This window comes from Pseudomonas sp. FeS53a, assembly GCF_000931385.1.
GTDB lineage: Bacteria > Pseudomonadota > Gammaproteobacteria > Pseudomonadales > Pseudomonadaceae > Metapseudomonas > Metapseudomonas otitidis.
Window position 1 is genome coordinate 82728 of the sequence record NZ_JYFT01000027.1, and the last position, 17320, is coordinate 100047.

The 17320-nt window shown below is 69.2% G+C and carries 14 protein-coding genes; 13 read left to right on the top strand and 1 reads right to left on the bottom strand.

The genetic code is table 11. From position 1 onward, the window contains the following. The first annotated feature begins 321 nt into the window (after window positions 1-321). The 9 genes from paaA to paaZ all read left to right on the top strand — a co-directional run bounded on the left by paaA (window position 322) and on the right by paaZ (window position 9545). Window positions 322-1311: a 1,2-phenylacetyl-CoA epoxidase subunit PaaA gene (paaA, locus tag SZ55_RS08300; RefSeq protein ID WP_044404043.1), complete on the top strand. Its 990-nt coding sequence runs from the start codon at window positions 322-324 to the stop codon at window positions 1309-1311. Between the two features lie 53 nt (window positions 1312-1364). Next, complete coding sequence (paaB, locus tag SZ55_RS08305; RefSeq protein ID WP_044404046.1) at window positions 1365-1646, top strand: 1,2-phenylacetyl-CoA epoxidase subunit PaaB; 282 nt, start codon at window positions 1365-1367, stop codon at window positions 1644-1646. Between the two features lie 10 nt (window positions 1647-1656). Then, entirely contained in the window at window positions 1657-2418 is a 762-nt protein-coding gene (gene paaC / locus SZ55_RS08310) for a 1,2-phenylacetyl-CoA epoxidase subunit PaaC (protein ID WP_044404049.1), read from the top strand. Continuing rightward, on the top strand, window positions 2405-2929 hold the full coding sequence (gene paaD, locus SZ55_RS08315) for a 1,2-phenylacetyl-CoA epoxidase subunit PaaD (protein ID WP_044404051.1): 525 nt from the start codon (window positions 2405-2407) through the stop codon (window positions 2927-2929). The genes paaC and paaD overlap by 14 nt, the downstream gene beginning before the upstream one ends. A 64-nt stretch (window positions 2930-2993) precedes the next feature. Continuing rightward, window positions 2994-4070: a 1,2-phenylacetyl-CoA epoxidase subunit PaaE gene (gene paaE, locus SZ55_RS08320; protein ID WP_044404054.1), complete on the top strand. Its 1077-nt coding sequence runs from the start codon at window positions 2994-2996 to the stop codon at window positions 4068-4070. A gap of 143 nt (window positions 4071-4213) precedes the next feature. After that, on the top strand, window positions 4214-4522 hold the full coding sequence (locus tag SZ55_RS08325; RefSeq protein WP_044404056.1) for a DUF485 domain-containing protein: 309 nt from the start codon (window positions 4214-4216) through the stop codon (window positions 4520-4522). Then, window positions 4519-6162, top strand: coding sequence for a cation acetate symporter (locus tag SZ55_RS08330; RefSeq protein WP_044404058.1), 1644 nt, complete (start codon window positions 4519-4521; stop codon window positions 6160-6162). The genes SZ55_RS08325 and SZ55_RS08330 overlap by 4 nt, the downstream gene beginning before the upstream one ends. A 27-nt stretch (window positions 6163-6189) precedes the next feature. Continuing rightward, window positions 6190-7425, top strand: coding sequence for an OprD family porin (locus SZ55_RS08335; protein WP_044404061.1), 1236 nt, complete (start codon window positions 6190-6192; stop codon window positions 7423-7425). A gap of 59 nt (window positions 7426-7484) precedes the next feature. Beyond that, on the top strand, window positions 7485-9545 hold the full coding sequence (paaZ, locus tag SZ55_RS08340) for a phenylacetic acid degradation bifunctional protein PaaZ (protein ID WP_044404064.1): 2061 nt from the start codon (window positions 7485-7487) through the stop codon (window positions 9543-9545). A gap of 209 nt (window positions 9546-9754) precedes the next feature. Here the strand turns inward: paaZ and zapE are convergent, their stop codons facing one another. Beyond that, window positions 9755-10858: a cell division protein ZapE gene (zapE, locus tag SZ55_RS08345; RefSeq protein ID WP_044404067.1), complete on the bottom strand. Its 1104-nt coding sequence runs from the start codon at window positions 10856-10858 to the stop codon at window positions 9755-9757. A gap of 187 nt (window positions 10859-11045) precedes the next feature. Here zapE and SZ55_RS27075 point away from each other — a divergent pair, with 187 nt between their 5' ends. The 4 genes from SZ55_RS27075 (at window position 11046) to SZ55_RS08365 (ending at window position 17236) form a co-directional block, all read left to right on the top strand. Beyond that, on the top strand, window positions 11046-11609 hold the full coding sequence (locus SZ55_RS27075; protein WP_052807558.1) for a hypothetical protein: 564 nt from the start codon (window positions 11046-11048) through the stop codon (window positions 11607-11609). Between the two features lie 135 nt (window positions 11610-11744). Further along, window positions 11745-12854: a tetratricopeptide repeat protein gene (locus SZ55_RS08355; RefSeq protein ID WP_052807559.1), complete on the top strand. Its 1110-nt coding sequence runs from the start codon at window positions 11745-11747 to the stop codon at window positions 12852-12854. Between the two features lie 195 nt (window positions 12855-13049). Further along, entirely contained in the window at window positions 13050-13691 is a 642-nt protein-coding gene (locus SZ55_RS08360; protein WP_044404070.1) for a response regulator, read from the top strand. Beyond that, window positions 13685-17236 carry an ATP-binding protein gene (locus tag SZ55_RS08365; RefSeq protein ID WP_082078177.1) on the top strand — a complete coding sequence of 1184 codons (3552 nt, stop codon included), beginning with the start codon at window positions 13685-13687 and terminating at the stop codon, window positions 17234-17236. The genes SZ55_RS08360 and SZ55_RS08365 overlap by 7 nt, the downstream gene beginning before the upstream one ends. Window positions 17237-17320 lie beyond the last annotated feature (84 nt).

Sequence of the window (17320 nt, forward strand, 5' to 3'; positions counted from 1 at the left end):
GCCCTCCACCAGCGTCCCCATGCCGCTTTTTCGCCGACAAACCGGCGCAGCATTCCGTATCGCAAAATACGATACAGAATCCGGATCGAGACACCTCCCGCGCGCCCAACCCAACGGCCAAAACCCTCGCCACAGAGCGTCAACCCACGCTCAAAGCCCAGGAAATACACAGCATGCACGGTTCTCGCATTGGAGCCAGCCATCCGCAAAGCGATACACGACCATTACGCGATACATGTTTTTATGTTTGATATTTGATTTCGTATCATTTAAAAAGAGCGCCATGGCCCTCCCACGAACCCTGCATGGCTGGAGAACGGCATGTACGCACAATTGGTAGAAACCGGCGCCAAGCGCGTGAAGGCGCTGGACGAGATGTCGCCCGAGGAACGCGCCTTCCAGGAGCGGATCGACGCCGAGATCAAGATCGAACCGAAGAACTGGATGCCCGACGGCTACCGCCAGACGCTGATCCGGCAGATTTCCCAGCACGCCCACTCCGAGATCGTCGGCATGCTGCCGGAAGGCAACTGGGTCACCCGCGCGCCGACCCTCAAGCGCAAGCTGCAGCTGATGGCCAAGATCCAGGACGAGGCCGGCCACGGCCTGTACCTCTACAGCGCCATGGAGACCCTCGGCGCCTGCCGCGACGAGGAGGTCGCCAAGCTGCACGCCGGCAAGGTGAAGTACTCCAGCATCTTCAACTACCCCACGCTGAACTGGGCCGACATGGGCGCCATCGGCTGGCTGGTGGACGGCGCCGCGATCGTCAACCAGGTGGTGCTGCAGCGCACCTCCTACGGCCCCTACTCCCGAGCCATGGTGCGCATCTGCAAGGAAGAGTCCTTCCACCAGCGCCAGGGCTACGAAATCCTCCTGCACATGATGCGCCACGGTAACCAGGCCCAGCGGGACATGGTCCAGGACGCCATCAACCGCCTCTGGTGGCCGGCACTGATGATGTTCGGCCCGAGCGATGCCGACTCCCCCAACAGCGCCCAGTCCATGGCCTGGAAGATCAAACGCCAGAGCAACGACGAGCTGCGCCAGCGCTTCATCGACCAGACCGTGCCGCAGCTGGAGTTCCTCGGCTGCACCGCCCCCGACCCGGACCTGAAGTGGAACGAAGCGCGCGGCCACTACGACTTCGGCGAAATCGACTGGAGCGAGTTCTACGAAGTGCTCAAGGGCAACGGCCCCTGCAACCACGAACGCCTCGCCACCCGCCGCAAGGCCATCGAGGACGGTGCCTGGGTGCGCGAAGCCGCCGTGGCCCATGCCCGCAAGCAGCGTGAACGCAGCGCCGCCTGACCTGACGACAAGAAGGGCGCCGGCACGACCCGGCCCCATGAGGAGATAGCCCCATGACTGAGTGGACCCTTTTCGAAGTTTTCGTGCGCAGCAAGCACGGCCTCAACCACAAGCATGTCGGCAGCGTGCACGCCGCCGACGCCCGCATGGCCATCGACAACGCCCGCGAGCTGTACACCCGCCGCAACGAGGGCGTGAGCCTGTGGGTGGTGCCCTCCGCACTCATCACCGCCTCCGCCCCGGACGAGAAGGAGCCGCTGTTCGACCCGTCCCAGGACAAGGTCTACCGCCACGCCAGCTTCTACGAGCTGCCGGCCGAAGTCGGCCACATGTGAGGCACCCGCCATGACTGCCAAGCACGATCTCATCGACCTCCTGCTGCGCCTCGGCGACAGCGCCCTGATCCAGGGCCAGCGCCTGTGCGAGTGGTGCGGCCGGGCCCCGGCCCTGGAAGAAGAACTGGCGCTGATGAACGTCGGCCTCGACCTGGTAGGCCAGGCCCGCAACTGGCTGGACTACGCCGCCGAGCTGCTGGACGACGGCCGCGACGCCGACCACCTTGCCTACCGCCGGGACGAGCGCGCCTACCGCAACCTGCTGCTGGTGGAGCAGCCCAACGGCGACTTCGCCGTCACCATGACCAAGCAGTTCCTTTTTGATGCCTGGCACTTCCAGGTGCTGCATGGCCTCTCCACCTCCGCTGACGAACGGGTCGCCGGCATCGCCGCCAAGGCGCTGAAGGAAGTCACCTACCACCTGCGCCGCTCCAGCGAATGGGTGCAGCGCCTGGGCGATGGCACCGAGGAAAGCCACCGGCGCATGCTCGCCGCCGTGAGCGCGCTGTGGCGCTTCAGCGTCGAGCTGGTGAATGCCGACGAGGTGGAGCAGCGCCTGTTCGAGGCCGGCCTCGCCCCCGACCCGCAGCAGGTCGCGGCCGGCTGGCAGGCCAAGGTCGCCGACGTGTTCGCCCGCGCCACCCTGCCGCTGCCGGCGCCGGCCAGCCCCTTCTACCTCTCCGGTCGCAAGGGCCTGCACACCGAGCACCTGGGCCTGCTGCTGGCCGAGATGCAGTTCCTCCAGCGGGCCTACCCCGATGCGAGCTGGTGAGCTGATCGCCAGCGACCGCGCGCCCCTCGGCGCCGGCGACATCACCCGTGCCTGGCAGGTGCTGGATGCGGTGATGGACCCGGAAGTCCCGGTGGTCAGCGTGGTCGACCTCGGCATCGTGCGGGCGCTGGAGCGCGACGGCGGCCGGCTGCACGTGGTGGTCACGCCCACCTACTCCGGCTGCCCGGCCACCGAGGTCATTGAGCGGGACATCGAGCAGGCGCTGCTGCAGGCGGGCTTCGTCCCACGCCTGGAGCGCCGCCTGACACCCGCCTGGACCACCGACTGGATCAGCGCCGAAGGCCGCGAACGGCTGCGCGCCTACGGCATTGCCCCACCCCAGGGCAGCGCCAGCAAACGCAGCCTGCTCGGGGAGGTGCCGGAGATCCGCTGCCCGCAATGCGGCAGCGCCCACACCGAACAGCTCAGCGAATTCGGCTCCACCGCCTGCAAGGCCCTGCACCGCTGCAGGGACTGCCTGGAGCCGTTCGATTACTTCAAGTGCATCTAGGCGGGCGAGCACGAACGGCGGCGCTCGCCTTCGTCCCCCGCGCGGCCAAGCCGCAGGAGAGAACATGAGCCAATTCCATAGCCTGACCATCAAGGACGTGCGCCCGGAAACCCGCGACGCCGTGTCCATCGCCTTCGACATCCCCGAGAACCTGGCCGAGGCCTTCCACTTCACCCAGGGCCAGTACCTGGTGCTGCGCACCGAGCTGGATGGCGAGGAGGTACGCCGCTCCTACTCCATCTGCACCGGCACCAGCGACGGCGAACTGCGCGTGGCCATCAAGCGCGTGGCCGGCGGGCGCTTCTCCACCTTCGCCAACGAACGCCTGCAACCCGGCCAGCGCCTGGACGTGATGCCGCCGGACGGGCGCTTCTTCGTGCCCCTCGATCCGGCCCGCCACGGCCAGTACCTCGCCGTGGCCGCCGGCAGCGGCATCACGCCGATCCTGTCGATCATCAAGACCACCCTCGAGCGCGAGCCCCACAGCCGCTTCACCTTGCTCTACGGCAACCGCTCCAGCGCCTCCGCGCTGTTCCGCGAACAGCTGGAGGACCTGAAGAACCGCTTCCTCCAGCGCCTCAACCTGATCTTCGTGTTCAGCCGCGAACAGCAAGACGTGGACCTCTACAACGGCCGAATCGACGCCGACAAATGCGGCCAGCTGTTCGCCCGCTGGATCGACGTGAAAGCCCTGGATGCCGCCTTCATCTGCGGCCCGCAGGCCATGACCGAGACCGTCCGCGACCAGTTGCAGGGCCACGGCCTGGCCGTCGAACGCATTCATTTCGAACTCTTCGCCTCCGAGGGCGCCGCCGCCCGCCGCGAGGCCCGCGAAGCCGCACGTGCCGCCGACAGCGCCAGCAGCCAGGTCACCGTCATCAGCGACGGCCGCGCCTTGAGCTTCGACCTGCCGCGCAACACCCGCAGCGTGCTCGACGCCGGCAACGCCCAGGGCCTGGAGTTGCCCTATTCCTGCAAGGCCGGGGTGTGCTCCACCTGCAAGTGCAAGGTCATCGAAGGCGAAGTGGAGATGGACAGCAACTTCGCCCTGGAGGACTACGAAGTGGCCGCCGGCTACGTGCTCTCGTGCCAGTCCTACCCGGTGAGCGACAGGGTCGTCCTCGACTTCGACCAGCCCTGAACCGACTCGCTCCGTAGGGTGGGCTTCAGCCCACCACGTCACGTGCATCCATCGGTGGGCTGAAGCCCACCCTACGAGGAGACAGCTTCACCGGCTTCACCTGCGTTGCACCGCCTCTACAACCACAACAAGAGAGAGCCCCCATGACCCCGCACGACCTCGAACGCATCCGGCAACACCCGGATTTCATCCAGCTGGTCCGGCGCAAGCAGCGCCTGACCTGGTCCCTCACCGGCGCCATGCTGGTCATCTACTACGGCTTCGTGCTGCTGGTGGCCTTCGCCCCCGGCGTGCTCGGCCGGTCCCTCAGTGGCGGCGTCACCAGCGTCGGCATGCTGGTGGGCGTCGGCGTGATCCTGTTGTCGTTCGCCCTCACCGGCATCTACGTCTCGAAGACCAACAGCGTCATCGACCCGCTCAACGACAAGGTCAAAGAGGTGCTCGCCCCATGAAAGCGCTCGCCTCCCTGCTGCTCGGCGCCGGCCTGCTGGCCTCGCCGCTGGCCTTCGCCGCCGATGCCGGCCGCCCGCTGAACTGGACGGCCATCTACATGTTTCTGGCCTTCGTGGTGTTCACCCTCGGCATCACCCGCTGGGCCGCCCTGCGCACCCGTTCCACCGCCGATTTCTACACTGCCGGCGGCGGCCTCACCGGCTTCCAGAACGGGCTGGCGATCGCCGGCGACATGATCAGCGCGGCGTCCTTCCTCGGCATCTCCGCGATGATGTTCATGAACGGCTACGACGGCCTGCTCTACGCCCTGGGCGTGCTCGCCGGCTGGCCGATCATCCTCTTCCTGATCGCCGAACGCCTGCGCAACCTGGGCAAGTTCACCTTCGCCGACGTGGTCTCCTACCGCCTGGAACAGAGCCCGATCCGCATCACCGCCGCCTTCGGCACCCTCACCGTGGCGTTGATGTACCTGGTGGCGCAGATGGTCGGCGCCGGCAAGCTGATCGAGCTGCTGTTCGGCCTCAGCTACCTGCAGGCGGTGCTGCTGGTGGGCGTGCTGATGGTCTGCTACGTCACCTTCGGCGGCATGCTGGCCACCACCTGGGTGCAGATCATCAAGGCCGTGCTGCTGCTCTCCGGCACCAGCTTCATGGCCTTCATGGTGCTCCGGCACTTCGGCTTCAGCACCGAGGCGATGTTCGCCGCCGCCACCGAGGTGCACGCCAAGGGCACCACGATCATGGCGCCGGGCGGGCTGCTGTCGAACCCCGTCGACGCCATCTCCCTGGGGCTCGGCATGATGTTCGGCACCGCCGGCCTGCCGCACATCCTCATGCGTTTCTTCACCGTCAGCGACGCCCGTGAAGCGCGCAAGAGCGTGTTCTACGCCACCGGCTTCATCGGCTACTTCTACCTGCTGCTGATCGTGGTCGGCTTCGGCTCCATCGTCATGGTCGGCACCAACCCCGAGTTCCGCGACGCGGCCGGCGCCATCATCGGTGGCGGCAACATGGTGGCGGTGCACCTGTCCCACGCGGTGGGCGGCAGCCTGTTCCTCGGCTTCATCTCCGCCGTGGCCTTCGCCACCATCCTCGCGGTGGTGGCCGGGCTAGCGCTCTCCGGCGCCTCCGCCGTGTCCCACGACCTGTATGCCTGCGTGGTGCGCAAGGGCAAGGCCAGCGAGCGCGAGGAAATGCGCGTCTCGCGCATCGCCACCCTCGGCATCGGCGTGCTGGCGGTGATCCTCGGGCTGCTCTTCGAATCGCAGAACATCGCCTTCCTCTCCGGCCTGGTGCTGGCCATCGCCGCCTCGGTCAACTTCCCGGTGCTGTTCCTCTCCATGTTCTGGAAGGGCCTGACCACCCGTGGCGCGGTCGCCGGCAGTGTCGCCGGGCTGCTCTCGGCCATCGTCCTGCTGGTGCTCAGCCCGGCGGTGTGGGTCAACGTGCTGCACCACGAATCGCCGCTGTTCCCCTACTCCAACCCGGCGCTGTTCTCCATGGGCCTGGCCTTCTTCAGTGCCTGGGCGTTCTCGGTGACGGATGCCTCCGAGCGCGCCCGACAGGAACGCGGCCGCTACCTCGCGCAGTTCATCCGCTCCATGACCGGCATCGGCGCCGCCGCTGCCAGCCGCCACTGAACCCACGGATTGACGGACACAACAACAATGAAACGCCTCAACCGGACCACACCGCTGCTCGCCACCCTGGCCCTGCCCCTGGCCACCCCGGCCCTGGCCGGCTTCGTCGACGACAGCAAGGCCAGCCTGGAGCTGCGCAACCACTACATCAACCGCGACTTCCGCCAGCACGGTGCGGCCCAGTCCAAGGCCGAGGAATGGGCCCAGGGCTTCACCGCACGCATCGAATCCGGCTTCACCGAAGGCACCGTCGGCGTCGGCCTCGACGCCATCGGCCAACTGGGCGTCAAGCTGGATTCCAGCCGCGATCGGCGCGGCACCGGCCTGCTGCCCTTCGGCCCCACGAGCAAGGAGCCGGTGGACGACTACAGCGAACTGGGGCTTACCGCCAAGCTGCGCGTCTCCAGGAGCGTGCTGCGCCTGGGCACCCTGCAACCGCTGCTGCCGGTGGCCACCTACAACGACACCCGCCTGCTTTCCTCCACCTTCCAGGGCGGGATGCTGACCAGCCAGGAGCTGGACGGCCTGACCCTCAACGGCGGCCGCCTGACCCGCGCCAACCTGCGCGACTCCTCCGGCCGCGACGACATCGGCTACGGGGCCGCCACCAGCGACGCCTTCGACTTCGCCGGCGGCACCTACACCATCAACCCGCAGCTGGCGGCCAGCTACTACTACGGCAAGCTCGACGGCATCTACCGCCAGCAGTTCGCCGGCCTGGTGCACACCCTGCCGCTGCCGGGTGGCTTCAGCCTGAAGAGCGACCTGCGCTACTTCGACAGCCGGGGCGATGGCGCCGAACGCGCCGGGCGCATCGACAACCGCAACCTCAACGGCCTGTTCAGCCTCAGCCAGGGCGGTCACCGCCTCAGCGCGGCGTTCCAGCGCATGTCCGGCAGCAGCGCCTTCCCCTTCCTCAACGGCGGCGACCCCTACGTGGTGAATCTGGTGACCTACAACACCTTCACCCGCGCTGAGGAAGACGCCTGGCAGCTGCGCTACGACTACGACTTCGCCGCCCTCGGCGTCCCCGGCCTGACCTTCATGACCCGCTACGTCGACGGCCGCAACGTCAAGACCACCGGCGGTGATCGCGGCGAGGAATGGGAACGCGACACCGACATCGCCTACGTCATCCAGAGCGGCGCCCTCAAGGGCGTCAGTCTGCGCTGGCGCAACGTCACCTTCCGCTCCGGCAACGGCCTGACCACCAACCTGGACGAGAACCGCCTGATCCTCGGCTACACCCTGGCCCTCTGGTAGCGCCACCCACGAGCCCCAGCCGGCACCCGGGGTGCCGGCCCTTTTCACGGAGAATCCCCATGAGCAACGCCCCCACCCTGCAGAGCTTCATCGGCGGCCGCTGGATCGGCCAGCACGGTGCCCAGGTGCTGCGCAGCGCCCTCAACGGGCAACCGCTGTTCCGCACCCATGAAGAAACGCCGGACTTCGCCGAAGCCGTGGACTTCGGCCGCACCCGCGGCGTCCCGGCGCTCATGGCCCTGGACTTCCAGCAGCGCGCCGCGCGCCTCAAGGCCCTGGCGCTGTACCTCAACGAGCGCAAGGAGCAGCTCTACGCCCTCTCCCACCACAGCGGCGCCACCCGCGCCGACAGCTGGATCGACATCGAGGGCGGCACCGGCACCCTGTTCGCCTACGCCGGCGTCGGCGCCCGCGAGCTGCCCTCCGGCAACCTCGTCCACGAAGGCCCAGCCCTGCCCCTGGGCAAGCAGAACCAGTTCGCCGGCACCCACATCCTAGTGCCGCGCGGCGGCGTGGCGGTGCACATCAACGCCTTCAACTTCCCCATCTGGGGGATGCTGGAAAAGTTCGCCCCCACCTTCCTCGCCGGCATGCCCTGCATCATCAAGCCGGCCAGCGCCACCAGCTACCTGACCGAAGCCACCGTGCGCCTGATGCACGAGTCCGGCCTGCTGCCCGAAGGCAGCCTGCAACTGGTGATCGGCAGCACCGGTGACCTGCTGGACCGCCTCCAGGGCCAGGACGTGGTGACCTTCACCGGCTCCGCCGACACCGCCGCCAAGCTACGGGTCAACGCCAACCTGGTGCGCCATTCCATCCCCTTCAATGCCGAAGCGGACTCGCTGAACTGCGCCATCCTCGCCCCGGAGATCACCCCGGACGACCCGGAGTTCGACCTCTTCGTCAAGGAAGTGGCCCGCGAGATGACCGTCAAGGCCGGGCAGAAGTGCACCGCCATCCGCCGCGCCATCGTCCCGGCGAAGCACATCGACGCCGTGGCCGAGCGCCTGCGCGAACGCCTGGCCAAGGTGGTGGTGGGCGACCCGACGGTGGAGGGCGTGAAGATGGGCGCCTTGGCCTCCCACGCCCAGCAGGCGGACGTCGCCGAGCGGGTGAACGCCCTGCTGGCCGGTAGCGAGCTGCTGTTCGGCGCCCGGGACGGCTTCGCCCCCCGTGGCGAGGGCGTGGCCGAAGGCGCCTTCTTCGCCCCCACCCTGCTGCGCGCCCGCGACCCGCATGCCGAGGGCGGCGCCCACGACATCGAGGCCTTCGGCCCGGTGAGCACCCTGATGGCCTACGAGGACCTGGACGAAGCCGTCGCCCTCGCCGCCCGTGGCAAGGGCAGCCTGGTGGCCAGCCTGGTCACCAAGGACCCGGCCGTCGCCGCCCGCGTGGTGCCGGTGATGGGCGCCCTGCACGGCCGTGTGCACATCCTCGACCGCGAGGCCGCCGCCGAATCCACCGGCCACGGCTCGCCGCTGCCGATGCTCAAGCACGGCGGCCCCGGCCGCGCCGGCGGTGGTGAGGAACTGGGCGGCCTGCGGGCCGTGAAGCACTACCTGCAGCGCACCGCCGTGCAGGGCTCGCCGAGCATGCTGGCCGCCGTCACCCGCGAGCACGTGCGCGGCGCCCGGGTGATCGAGACCGAGGTGCACCCGTTCCGCCGCTGGTTCGACGAACTGCAGATCGGCGAGTCGCTGCTGACCCACCGCCGCACCGTGACCGAGGCGGACATCGTCAACTTCGGCTGCCTCTCGGGCGACCACTTCTACATGCACTTCGACGAGCTGGCGGCCAGGGACTCCCAGTTCGGCAAGCGCATCGCCCATGGCTACTTCGTGCTCTCCGCCGCCGCCGGCCTGTTCGTCTCCCCCGCCCCCGGCCCGGTGCTGGCCAACTACGGCCTGGACACCCTGCGCTTCATCAACCCGGTGGGCATCGGCGACACCCTCCAGGCGCGCCTGACCTGCAAGCGCAAGATCGACCAGGGCAAGAAGAGCCCCAAAGGCGAACCCCAGGGCGTGGTGGCCTGGGATGTGGAAGTCACCAACCAGCACGGCGAGCTGGTGGCCAGCTACGACATCCTCACCCTGGTGCTCAAGCGCCCGGAAGGCGCCTGATCAGCCTCGATTCTCCGTGAGCGATTCGACCGGCCTTGTGGCCGGTCTTTTTTTGGCTGGGCTTCAGCGCCGTTGTTACGGGGTCAAGTCGATTACCGACTCCGTCTCGCCTTCCCGGGCGAGCCTCATTTGACGAAAGACAAGCCCTGGGATCGCGGAGCAAGGATCGGGACCGGAACGATGCGGTTCGCGAGCTCACCACTGGGGGCTCATGCGAATCGCGTCATCTGCATCTCCCGCAGACGGCTGAGGGTACGGCGGAAGGGGAAGGCCAACCCGCCCTCGGTGTAGAGTGCCTCCAACGGCACGGCGGCCTCCAGGTAGAGCGGCACCCGGCGGTCGTAGCACTCGTCCACCAGGGCGATGAAGCGGCGCACACCGTCGTCCTTCGGCGACAGGCGCGGCAGCTGGCGGTCGCCGGCGGCGACCTTCTCGGCGGCGTCCTCGGTGCCTCGGGCGATGCGCCCTTCCCGTTCGGCCGCACCCAGCACCGGCACCGCACCGAGGAGGATGGCCGGAAAGCGGTCGCACAGCTCGATGAAGTCCAGCGCCGCCAGGGGCGCTTCGCACAGGTGGGCGTAGTCGCACCAGAGCACGCCCTCGCCACGCAGGCGCACCGTCACCTCGCGGTGGGCCAGCTGCAGCGGCGCATCGGTGGCCGGCGCATTGCCGTTCAAGGTGCGGAACACCCCGGCCAGGGCGTCCGGATCGGCCACCCAGTAGCGCTGGGTCACGGCGCCCGGGTGCAGGCGGTGGTCCTGGCCGCCGTCCACCTCCACCACGTCGGTGTGCCGCTCCAGGGCCCTGATGGCGGGCATGAAGCGGTCACGGTTGAAGCCGTCGGCATACAGCTGCGAAGGCGGCTGGTTGGAGGTGGCCACCAGGGTCACGCCCTCGTCGAACATCGCCTGCAGCAGCCGCCCGAGGATCAGCGCATCGCCGATGTCGCTGACGAACAGCTCGTCGAAACACAGCACCCGCACCTCGGTGGCCAGCTCACGGGCCAGGGCGAGCAGCGGGTCCGGCGTGCCGGTCAGGGCGAACAGCCGCTGGTGCACCCAGCGCATGAAGTGGTGGAAGTGCTGGCGCCGGGCGGGCACCGACAGGCTGGCGTGGAAGCGGTCCATCAGCCAGGTCTTGCCGCGCCCCACCGGCCCCCACAGGTACACGCCCCGCACCCTCGGCTCGCCGGCCTGCAGGGCCTGCTGGCAAACCTCCAGCAGCGTGGCGGCGCGGCGTTGCGCCGGGTCCTCGGCAAAGCCCTGGCGGGCCAGTGCGTCTTCGTAGGCCGCCAGCGGCGACAGCGCGTCCATGTAGAGCTCCCTCTGTGGAATCGCGGCGCAGTCTACCCGAGCGGCAAGGCCACGGTCGCCTGCGGCAGGCACTTGCCGCCCGTTGCCCTGGTGAAAACCGCCGAAGGCTCTGGCACGGGCGTTTCAGAAGCTGGCACAGCCCTTGCTCCCGGGGTGGCACAAGGAATTTTCCAAGAGGGAACTCACCATGAGCCTGTTCTCCGTCGACCCCACCCGCTCACGGGACGTCACCGCCAGCGCCCGGCTCACCAGCCGGGGCAATGCCGCCGCACCCACCGCGAGCGAAGCGCCCTCCAGGCAGGCGGCCAGTGCCCTGCGCCAGAACAGCCCCGCCCCCGACACCGGTGCCGCCCGGCGCGACGCGGCCTACGACGAAGCCTTCGCCCGTCTCAAGGTGGACCTGCAGAACAACGGCGAGCGCGTCCGCGACGACGTCTACCCCGACGCCGAGAGCGCCGCGGCCAGCGTCGAGAAGCCCGTCGCCAGCAAGGCCTCCCAGGAGTTCCATGCCTACATGGAGAAGACCGACTCGGAGAAGATCCGCGACAAGATCCTCAAGCAGATGGGGCTGACCGAGGAGGATCTGGAGAAAATGCCGCCGGAGAAGCGCGAGCAGGTGGAGAAGATGATCGCCCAGCGCATGACCGAGCTGAACGCCCTGCAGCAGCAACAGCAGAAGGAAGAGAAGGAGCCGGAGTCGATCCCCCTCAGCTTCCAGGACATCCGCCTGCGCAACCTGATCAACGGCTGACGCCCCCGGCCACCGGGGGATGACGACGGCTCCCCCGCGAACGGAATGCGAACAGGCGGCACAGACGCCTTGGAAGGCGCGCCACAGTCTGGAATGCTATGCGCCTTTCGAGCCGTATCCCCTTCCAGTCACGCCATGAATCCGCGCCTTTCCCTGCTGTTCGCCGCCCTGCTCATCGCCGGCTGCAGCTCCGGTTTCCAACCCCTGCACTCCAAACCCGCCGTTCTCAGCGGCAACCGCCCCCTGCCACCGGAAAACCCGGTCTACGGCGTGCCCAGCTATGAGGCACCGCTGGTGTGGGTGGTGGAGGCCCCCGCCACCGAGATCAAGGGCCGTACCCGCCTGGTCAAGCCCCGTGTCGAGCCGGCCGCCGAGACCCTGGCCCAGGCCGTGCTCGCCGACCAGCAGGGCGACAAGGAAACCGCCCTGCAACTGCTGCAGCAAGCCGCCGACGCCGGCAACGGCCGTGCCCATTACGAGCTGGCCCATCACTACCTGATGGGTGATGGCGTACCCGCCGACCCGGCCCAGGCCCTCAACCACCTGAGCCAGGCCGATGCCCTGGGCAACGCCGAAGCCAGCCGCGTGCTGGCCTGGAACTACCTGCGCGGCACCGGCGTGCCGCAGGACCTGGACTACGGCAAGCGCCTGCTGGAGAAATCCGCGCGCACCAACGACCGCGCCCTGCGCGAGCTGAGCCTGCTCTACCTCGGCACCTGCCAGCCCGACCTGGCCGACCGCGAGCGCGGATTGGCCCAGTTGAAGGTCGCCAGCGCCGCGGGCGACCGCATCGCCGCCTCGCTGTACCAGCTGGCCCAGCAGCAGGACGCCGGCCAGCCGCTGCCGGCCAGCGCCGAGCAACCGGGGCTGCCCTGCCTGGCCAGCGACCCCGTGGCCCCTGCCGAACGCGACGCCACCGCCATCGCCCTCGACGCGGAACCGGTCTCCAGCGAAGCCGAGGCGGAAGCCACCAAGCGCCAGGCCCTCGCCGGTGACCCGCAGGCGATGTACGACTACGGCCAGCGCCTGCTCGACGGCACCTACCCGTCCCTGCAACCCGAGCTGGAGGCCTACGCCTGGTTCGCCGTAGCCGCCGACCACGGCCACCCTGAGGCACCGGCCCGGGTGGCCAGCCTGGCTCCGGTACGCAATGCCAGCGAACAGCAGCAGCCGGGCCTGGTGGAATCGATGATCGCCGCGCTGGACAGCGCCATCGTGGCCAACCCGGGTGGCCAGCCGGAGTGACGGGCGGGGTGGAGTGCCCGCCCGGCAGTCACCCCGAACGCAACGAGATTTTTCCGATTAAGCCTGTAAATGTAGGGTTTTTCCTACGAGATAGAAGGGCATTACTTAATCCGGCCCAATGACGGGCTCCGCCCCTTTTCTGAACGCCACGAGTCACTAACATGCGCCCCGCCCCCATCCGAGCCGAGGCCATGCATGACTCTGAGAACCGTCATAGTCGATGACCACCCGATCACCCTGATCGGCCTGCGCGCCCTTCTGGCCGACGAACCCGACCTCGCCATCGTCGGCGAGGCCCATGACGTCGACGGCCTCTACCAACTCCTGGACCGGCAGGCCTGCGACCTGCTGATCACCGACCTGATGATGCCGGACAGCCGCCAGGCCGACGGCCTGCGCCTGGTGCAACACCTGCGCAACCGCTATCCGCAGATGGCCATCATCGTCGTCACCATGCTCGGCAACGCGGCCCTGGCCAGTTCCCTGCTGCGCCTGGGCATCCAGGGCCTGGTGAGCAAGCGCGGCCTGCTGGCCGACCTGCCCCGTGCGCTGCGCGCCAGCCTGCGCCGCCCGTTCCTTTCCGAGTCCATCCGCCGCCAGCTGGGCGAAAGCGAAGCCGAGCACGGCAAGCCCCTGGCCAGCGCCGAAGAGCTTTCCCCGCGTGAGGCAGAAGTGCTGCGCCTGTACGGCAGCGGCATGGCCATCGGCGAGATCGCCCTGCACCTGAACCGCAGCAAGCAGACCATCAGCGCGCAGAAGAGCAGCGCCATGCGCAAACTCGGCATCGACACCAACGCTGGACTGTTCCACTACATCCAGGAAGCCGGGCTGTGCTGAAGCGGCGCGCGCTGGCGCTGCTCGCCCTGCTGGCGTTGCTGGCAGGCCCGGGCTGGCACGCCCCCGCCGGCGCCACGCCACCGCTGGACCTGGCCCAGCTCGCCGAACTGGGCGCCGGCCTGCCAGAGCACCCGGTGCGCGTGGCGGTGGTGCGGCCCATCAGCCAGTGGCCGCAGTACCCCGGCAGCGCCATGCTGCGCGGTATCACCCACGACTACCTGGCGCGGGTTGGCGCCTTCGTCGGGCGCAGCATCGAGGAAGTCCCCTTTCCCAGCGTCGAGGCCGCCATCCGGGGCCTCAAGGCCGGCGAAGTCGACCTGCTGACCCGGGTCACCGGCTACGAACGCCGCGAACCCGGGCTGGCCTACAGCAGCCCCTACCTGGACGACACCCCGATCATCGTCGGCCGCCGCGACGACCCCTGCCTGCCGCCGGACCTGGCCGACAAGCGCGTGCTGGTGCTGGCCCAGTACCTGGACCCCGAGCAGGTGCGCAACGCCTACCCCGCCGCCCACCTGGAGACGGTGCGCAGCACCGCCGAAGGTTTCGACCAGGTGCTCAGCGGCGAAGCCGATGCCTTCATCGGCGACAAGCTGAGGGTGGACCACCACATGCGCGCCCGCCCCGGCGCAGCCCTGCAGAACAAGTTCGCTGCCAACCTCTCCAGCGGCGGCTTCAGCTTCGCCAGCCGTGCCGACGACACCCGCCTGCTGACCCTGGTGGACTACGTGCTCGGCACCCTCGACGAACACCAGCGCGAAATCATCCTCGCCCACTGGACCGCAGCGCCGCGCCTGTTCTCGCCCACCGGCGCCTTCGCCCTCGACAGCGCCCAGGAACGCTGGCTGGACCAGCAGCCCCGCCTGCGCCTGATCCTCGCCGAGGCGCCGCCCTACTTCTTCCGTGACGCCCGGGGCAAATGGTCGGGCCTGGGCCTGGAGCTGCTGAAGCAGCTCGGCGACACCTACCAGCTCAAGCTGGAACTGCTCGACAGCGAAGGTGCAGCCCGCGACCGCCAGCGCCTGGCGCGGGGCGAGGCCGACCTGGCCAGCACCCTCGACGGCAGCGCCAGCCCCGGCGTGTTCTACACCGAGCCCTTCGGCGCCCGCGGCTGGGCCTTCGTGGTCCGCCAGGACGCCAGCTCCCCCAGCTCCCTGGAGGCCATGACCGGCCGCCGCCTGGCCCTGCCCCGGCACCACCCGCTGATCGACTACCTGGAGAAGCGCTACCCCGCCATCACCCTGGTGCGCACCGAGAACGCGCCCCAGGCCATGGAGCGGGTGCGCCTGGGCGAGGTCGATGCCAGCCTGGACAACCTCGGCGGCAGCCCCAGCCACCTGCAGTGGCTGGAGCGCCAGGGCCTGCGCCTGGGCCAGCGCGTCGAGGCCGCATCGCCGGCGCAGATGCTGGCGGTCAGCGGCCAGGTCCCGGAGCTGCGCGGCATCCTCGACAAGCTGCTCGGCTCATTGGCCCAGAGCGGCGAATTCGGTGATGGCATCAAGTTGCTCGCTGCCCCCGCCAACGGCTGGCTGGAGCGCCTGCCGGAAGACTTCTGGCACCTGTCGATCCTGGCCCTGGTGGTGGTGGCCCTGTCGCTGCTGTGGAACTGGCGCCTGCGCCGGGAGATCCGCCAGCGCCGCGAGGCACAGGAGCAGCTCAGCGACCAGTTGGCCTTCCAGTTCTCCCTGCTCAACGGCCTGCCGACACCGCTCTACGTGCGGGACCTGCAGGGCCGGCTGAGCACCTGCAACCGCGCCTACGAGCAGTTCTTCAGCTGCGACCTGGAGCAGCTGCGCGGCACCACCGTGCGCCAGCAGGGCATCGCCCCGGCGAGCCTGGCCCAGGCCATGGAGGCCGAGTACCAGTTGCTGCAACAGAACCGCCAGCCGCGCTTCTTCGATGGCCGCATCGAGATCGACGGCCGCGAGCACGACCTCTACCAGTGGGTGGTGCCCTTCTACAGCGCAGGCGGCCAGCTGCAGGGCCTGCTCGGCGGCTGGATCGACATCAGCGACCGCAAGGCCCTGGAGACCGAACTGCGCGAGGCCCGCCGCGACGCGCTGCAGGCCAGCGCCGCCAAGGGGCGCTTCCTCGCCACCATGAGCCACGAACTGCGCACCCCGCTCAACGCCCTGGTGGGCCTGCTGGAGCTGGAGGCCCGCGCCCAGGCTGCCCCCTCCGAGAACCTGCGCATCGCCCAGCAATCGGCCACCTCGATGATCGCCCTGATCGGCAACATCCTCGACCTGGATCGCATCGAGAACGGCCGCATGCAGTTGGCCCTCGAACCCGTGGCGCCGCTGCCGCTGCTGCGTGGCGCGCTCGACCTGTTCGGCGCCCAGGCGCGCAGCAAGGGCCTGGAACTGGAGCTGGACTGCAAGCTGCCAGCCGACCGCCGTTACCGGCTCGACCCGCTGCGCCTGCGCCAGGTGCTGTTCAACCTGCTGGGCAATGCGGTGAAGTTCACCGCCCATGGCCGGGTGCGCCTGGTGGCCCGGGTCGAGGACACCGCGCCGGGCCAGTCGCGCCTGGTGCTGATGGTCAGCGACACCGGCATCGGCATTCCCCGCCACATGCAGGACCGCATCCTTGAGCCCTACCAGCAGGGCGGCGCACAGACCGCCCGCCACTACGGCGGCTCCGGGCTGGGGCTGAGCATCTGCCACCACCTGGTGGGCCTGATGGGCGGCCGCCTGTGGCTGGAAAGCGAGCCCGGCCAGGGCTGCGAAGTGGGCGTGGAGCTGCCCGCCGCCTGGGAAGCCGCTGCCGAGCCGCTGGAGGCCCCGGTGGTGGAGGCCACCGGCGCCACCCGCGTGCTGCGCGCCCTGGTGGTGGACGACCTGTCGATCAACGGGCTGGTGCTGGTGCAACAGCTGGAAGCCCTGGGCCACCAGGCGCGCTTCGTCGGCGACGGCGACAGCGCCCTGGCAGCCCTGGAGGAAGAAGCCTTCGACCTGCTGATCACCGACTGCAACATGCCAGACATGGACGGCTACGCCCTGACCGGCGCAGTGCGCGACCGCGAAGCCCAGGGCCAGCGCCCCCGGCTGCGCATCGTCGGCTACACCGCCAGCGCCCTCGCCGACGAGGCCCAGCGCTGCCACGAGGCCGGCATGGACGACCTGATGGTCAAGCCGGTGACCCTCGGCCGCCTGGCCGAAGCCCTGGCCTGCCAGGCCCAGGCCGAACCCGACGGCGAGGCTCCGGCAGAACAGCCGGGCGCGCTGTTCGACCTCGGCCACCTGGAAGGCATCCGCGGTGCCGACCCGACCCTGCTGGCGACCCTGATGGAGGAACTGCAACGCAACCTGGGGGACGAACTGGAACGTCTGGGCCAGGTCCCCGACGGCACCAGCACCGAGCGCTACGTGGCGCAGACCGCCCACCGCCTCGGCGGGCTGGCCTGCACCATCGATTCGCCGGCCCTGATGAAGGCCTGCGAGGGCCTGCGCCGTGCCGAGGACGAGCACCGGCCAGCGGCCCTGGACGCCCTGCGCGGGGTGCTGCAGGCCTTGCTCGAGCAGGTTCGCCAGCGCACCGCCTGACGCTCGTCGGCCGGGTTGCGGACTGCGTCGGGCTCCCGGCACGTGGCGATTGCCCGCGCCGGGGGCTTCAGGTAAGAGGAGTGG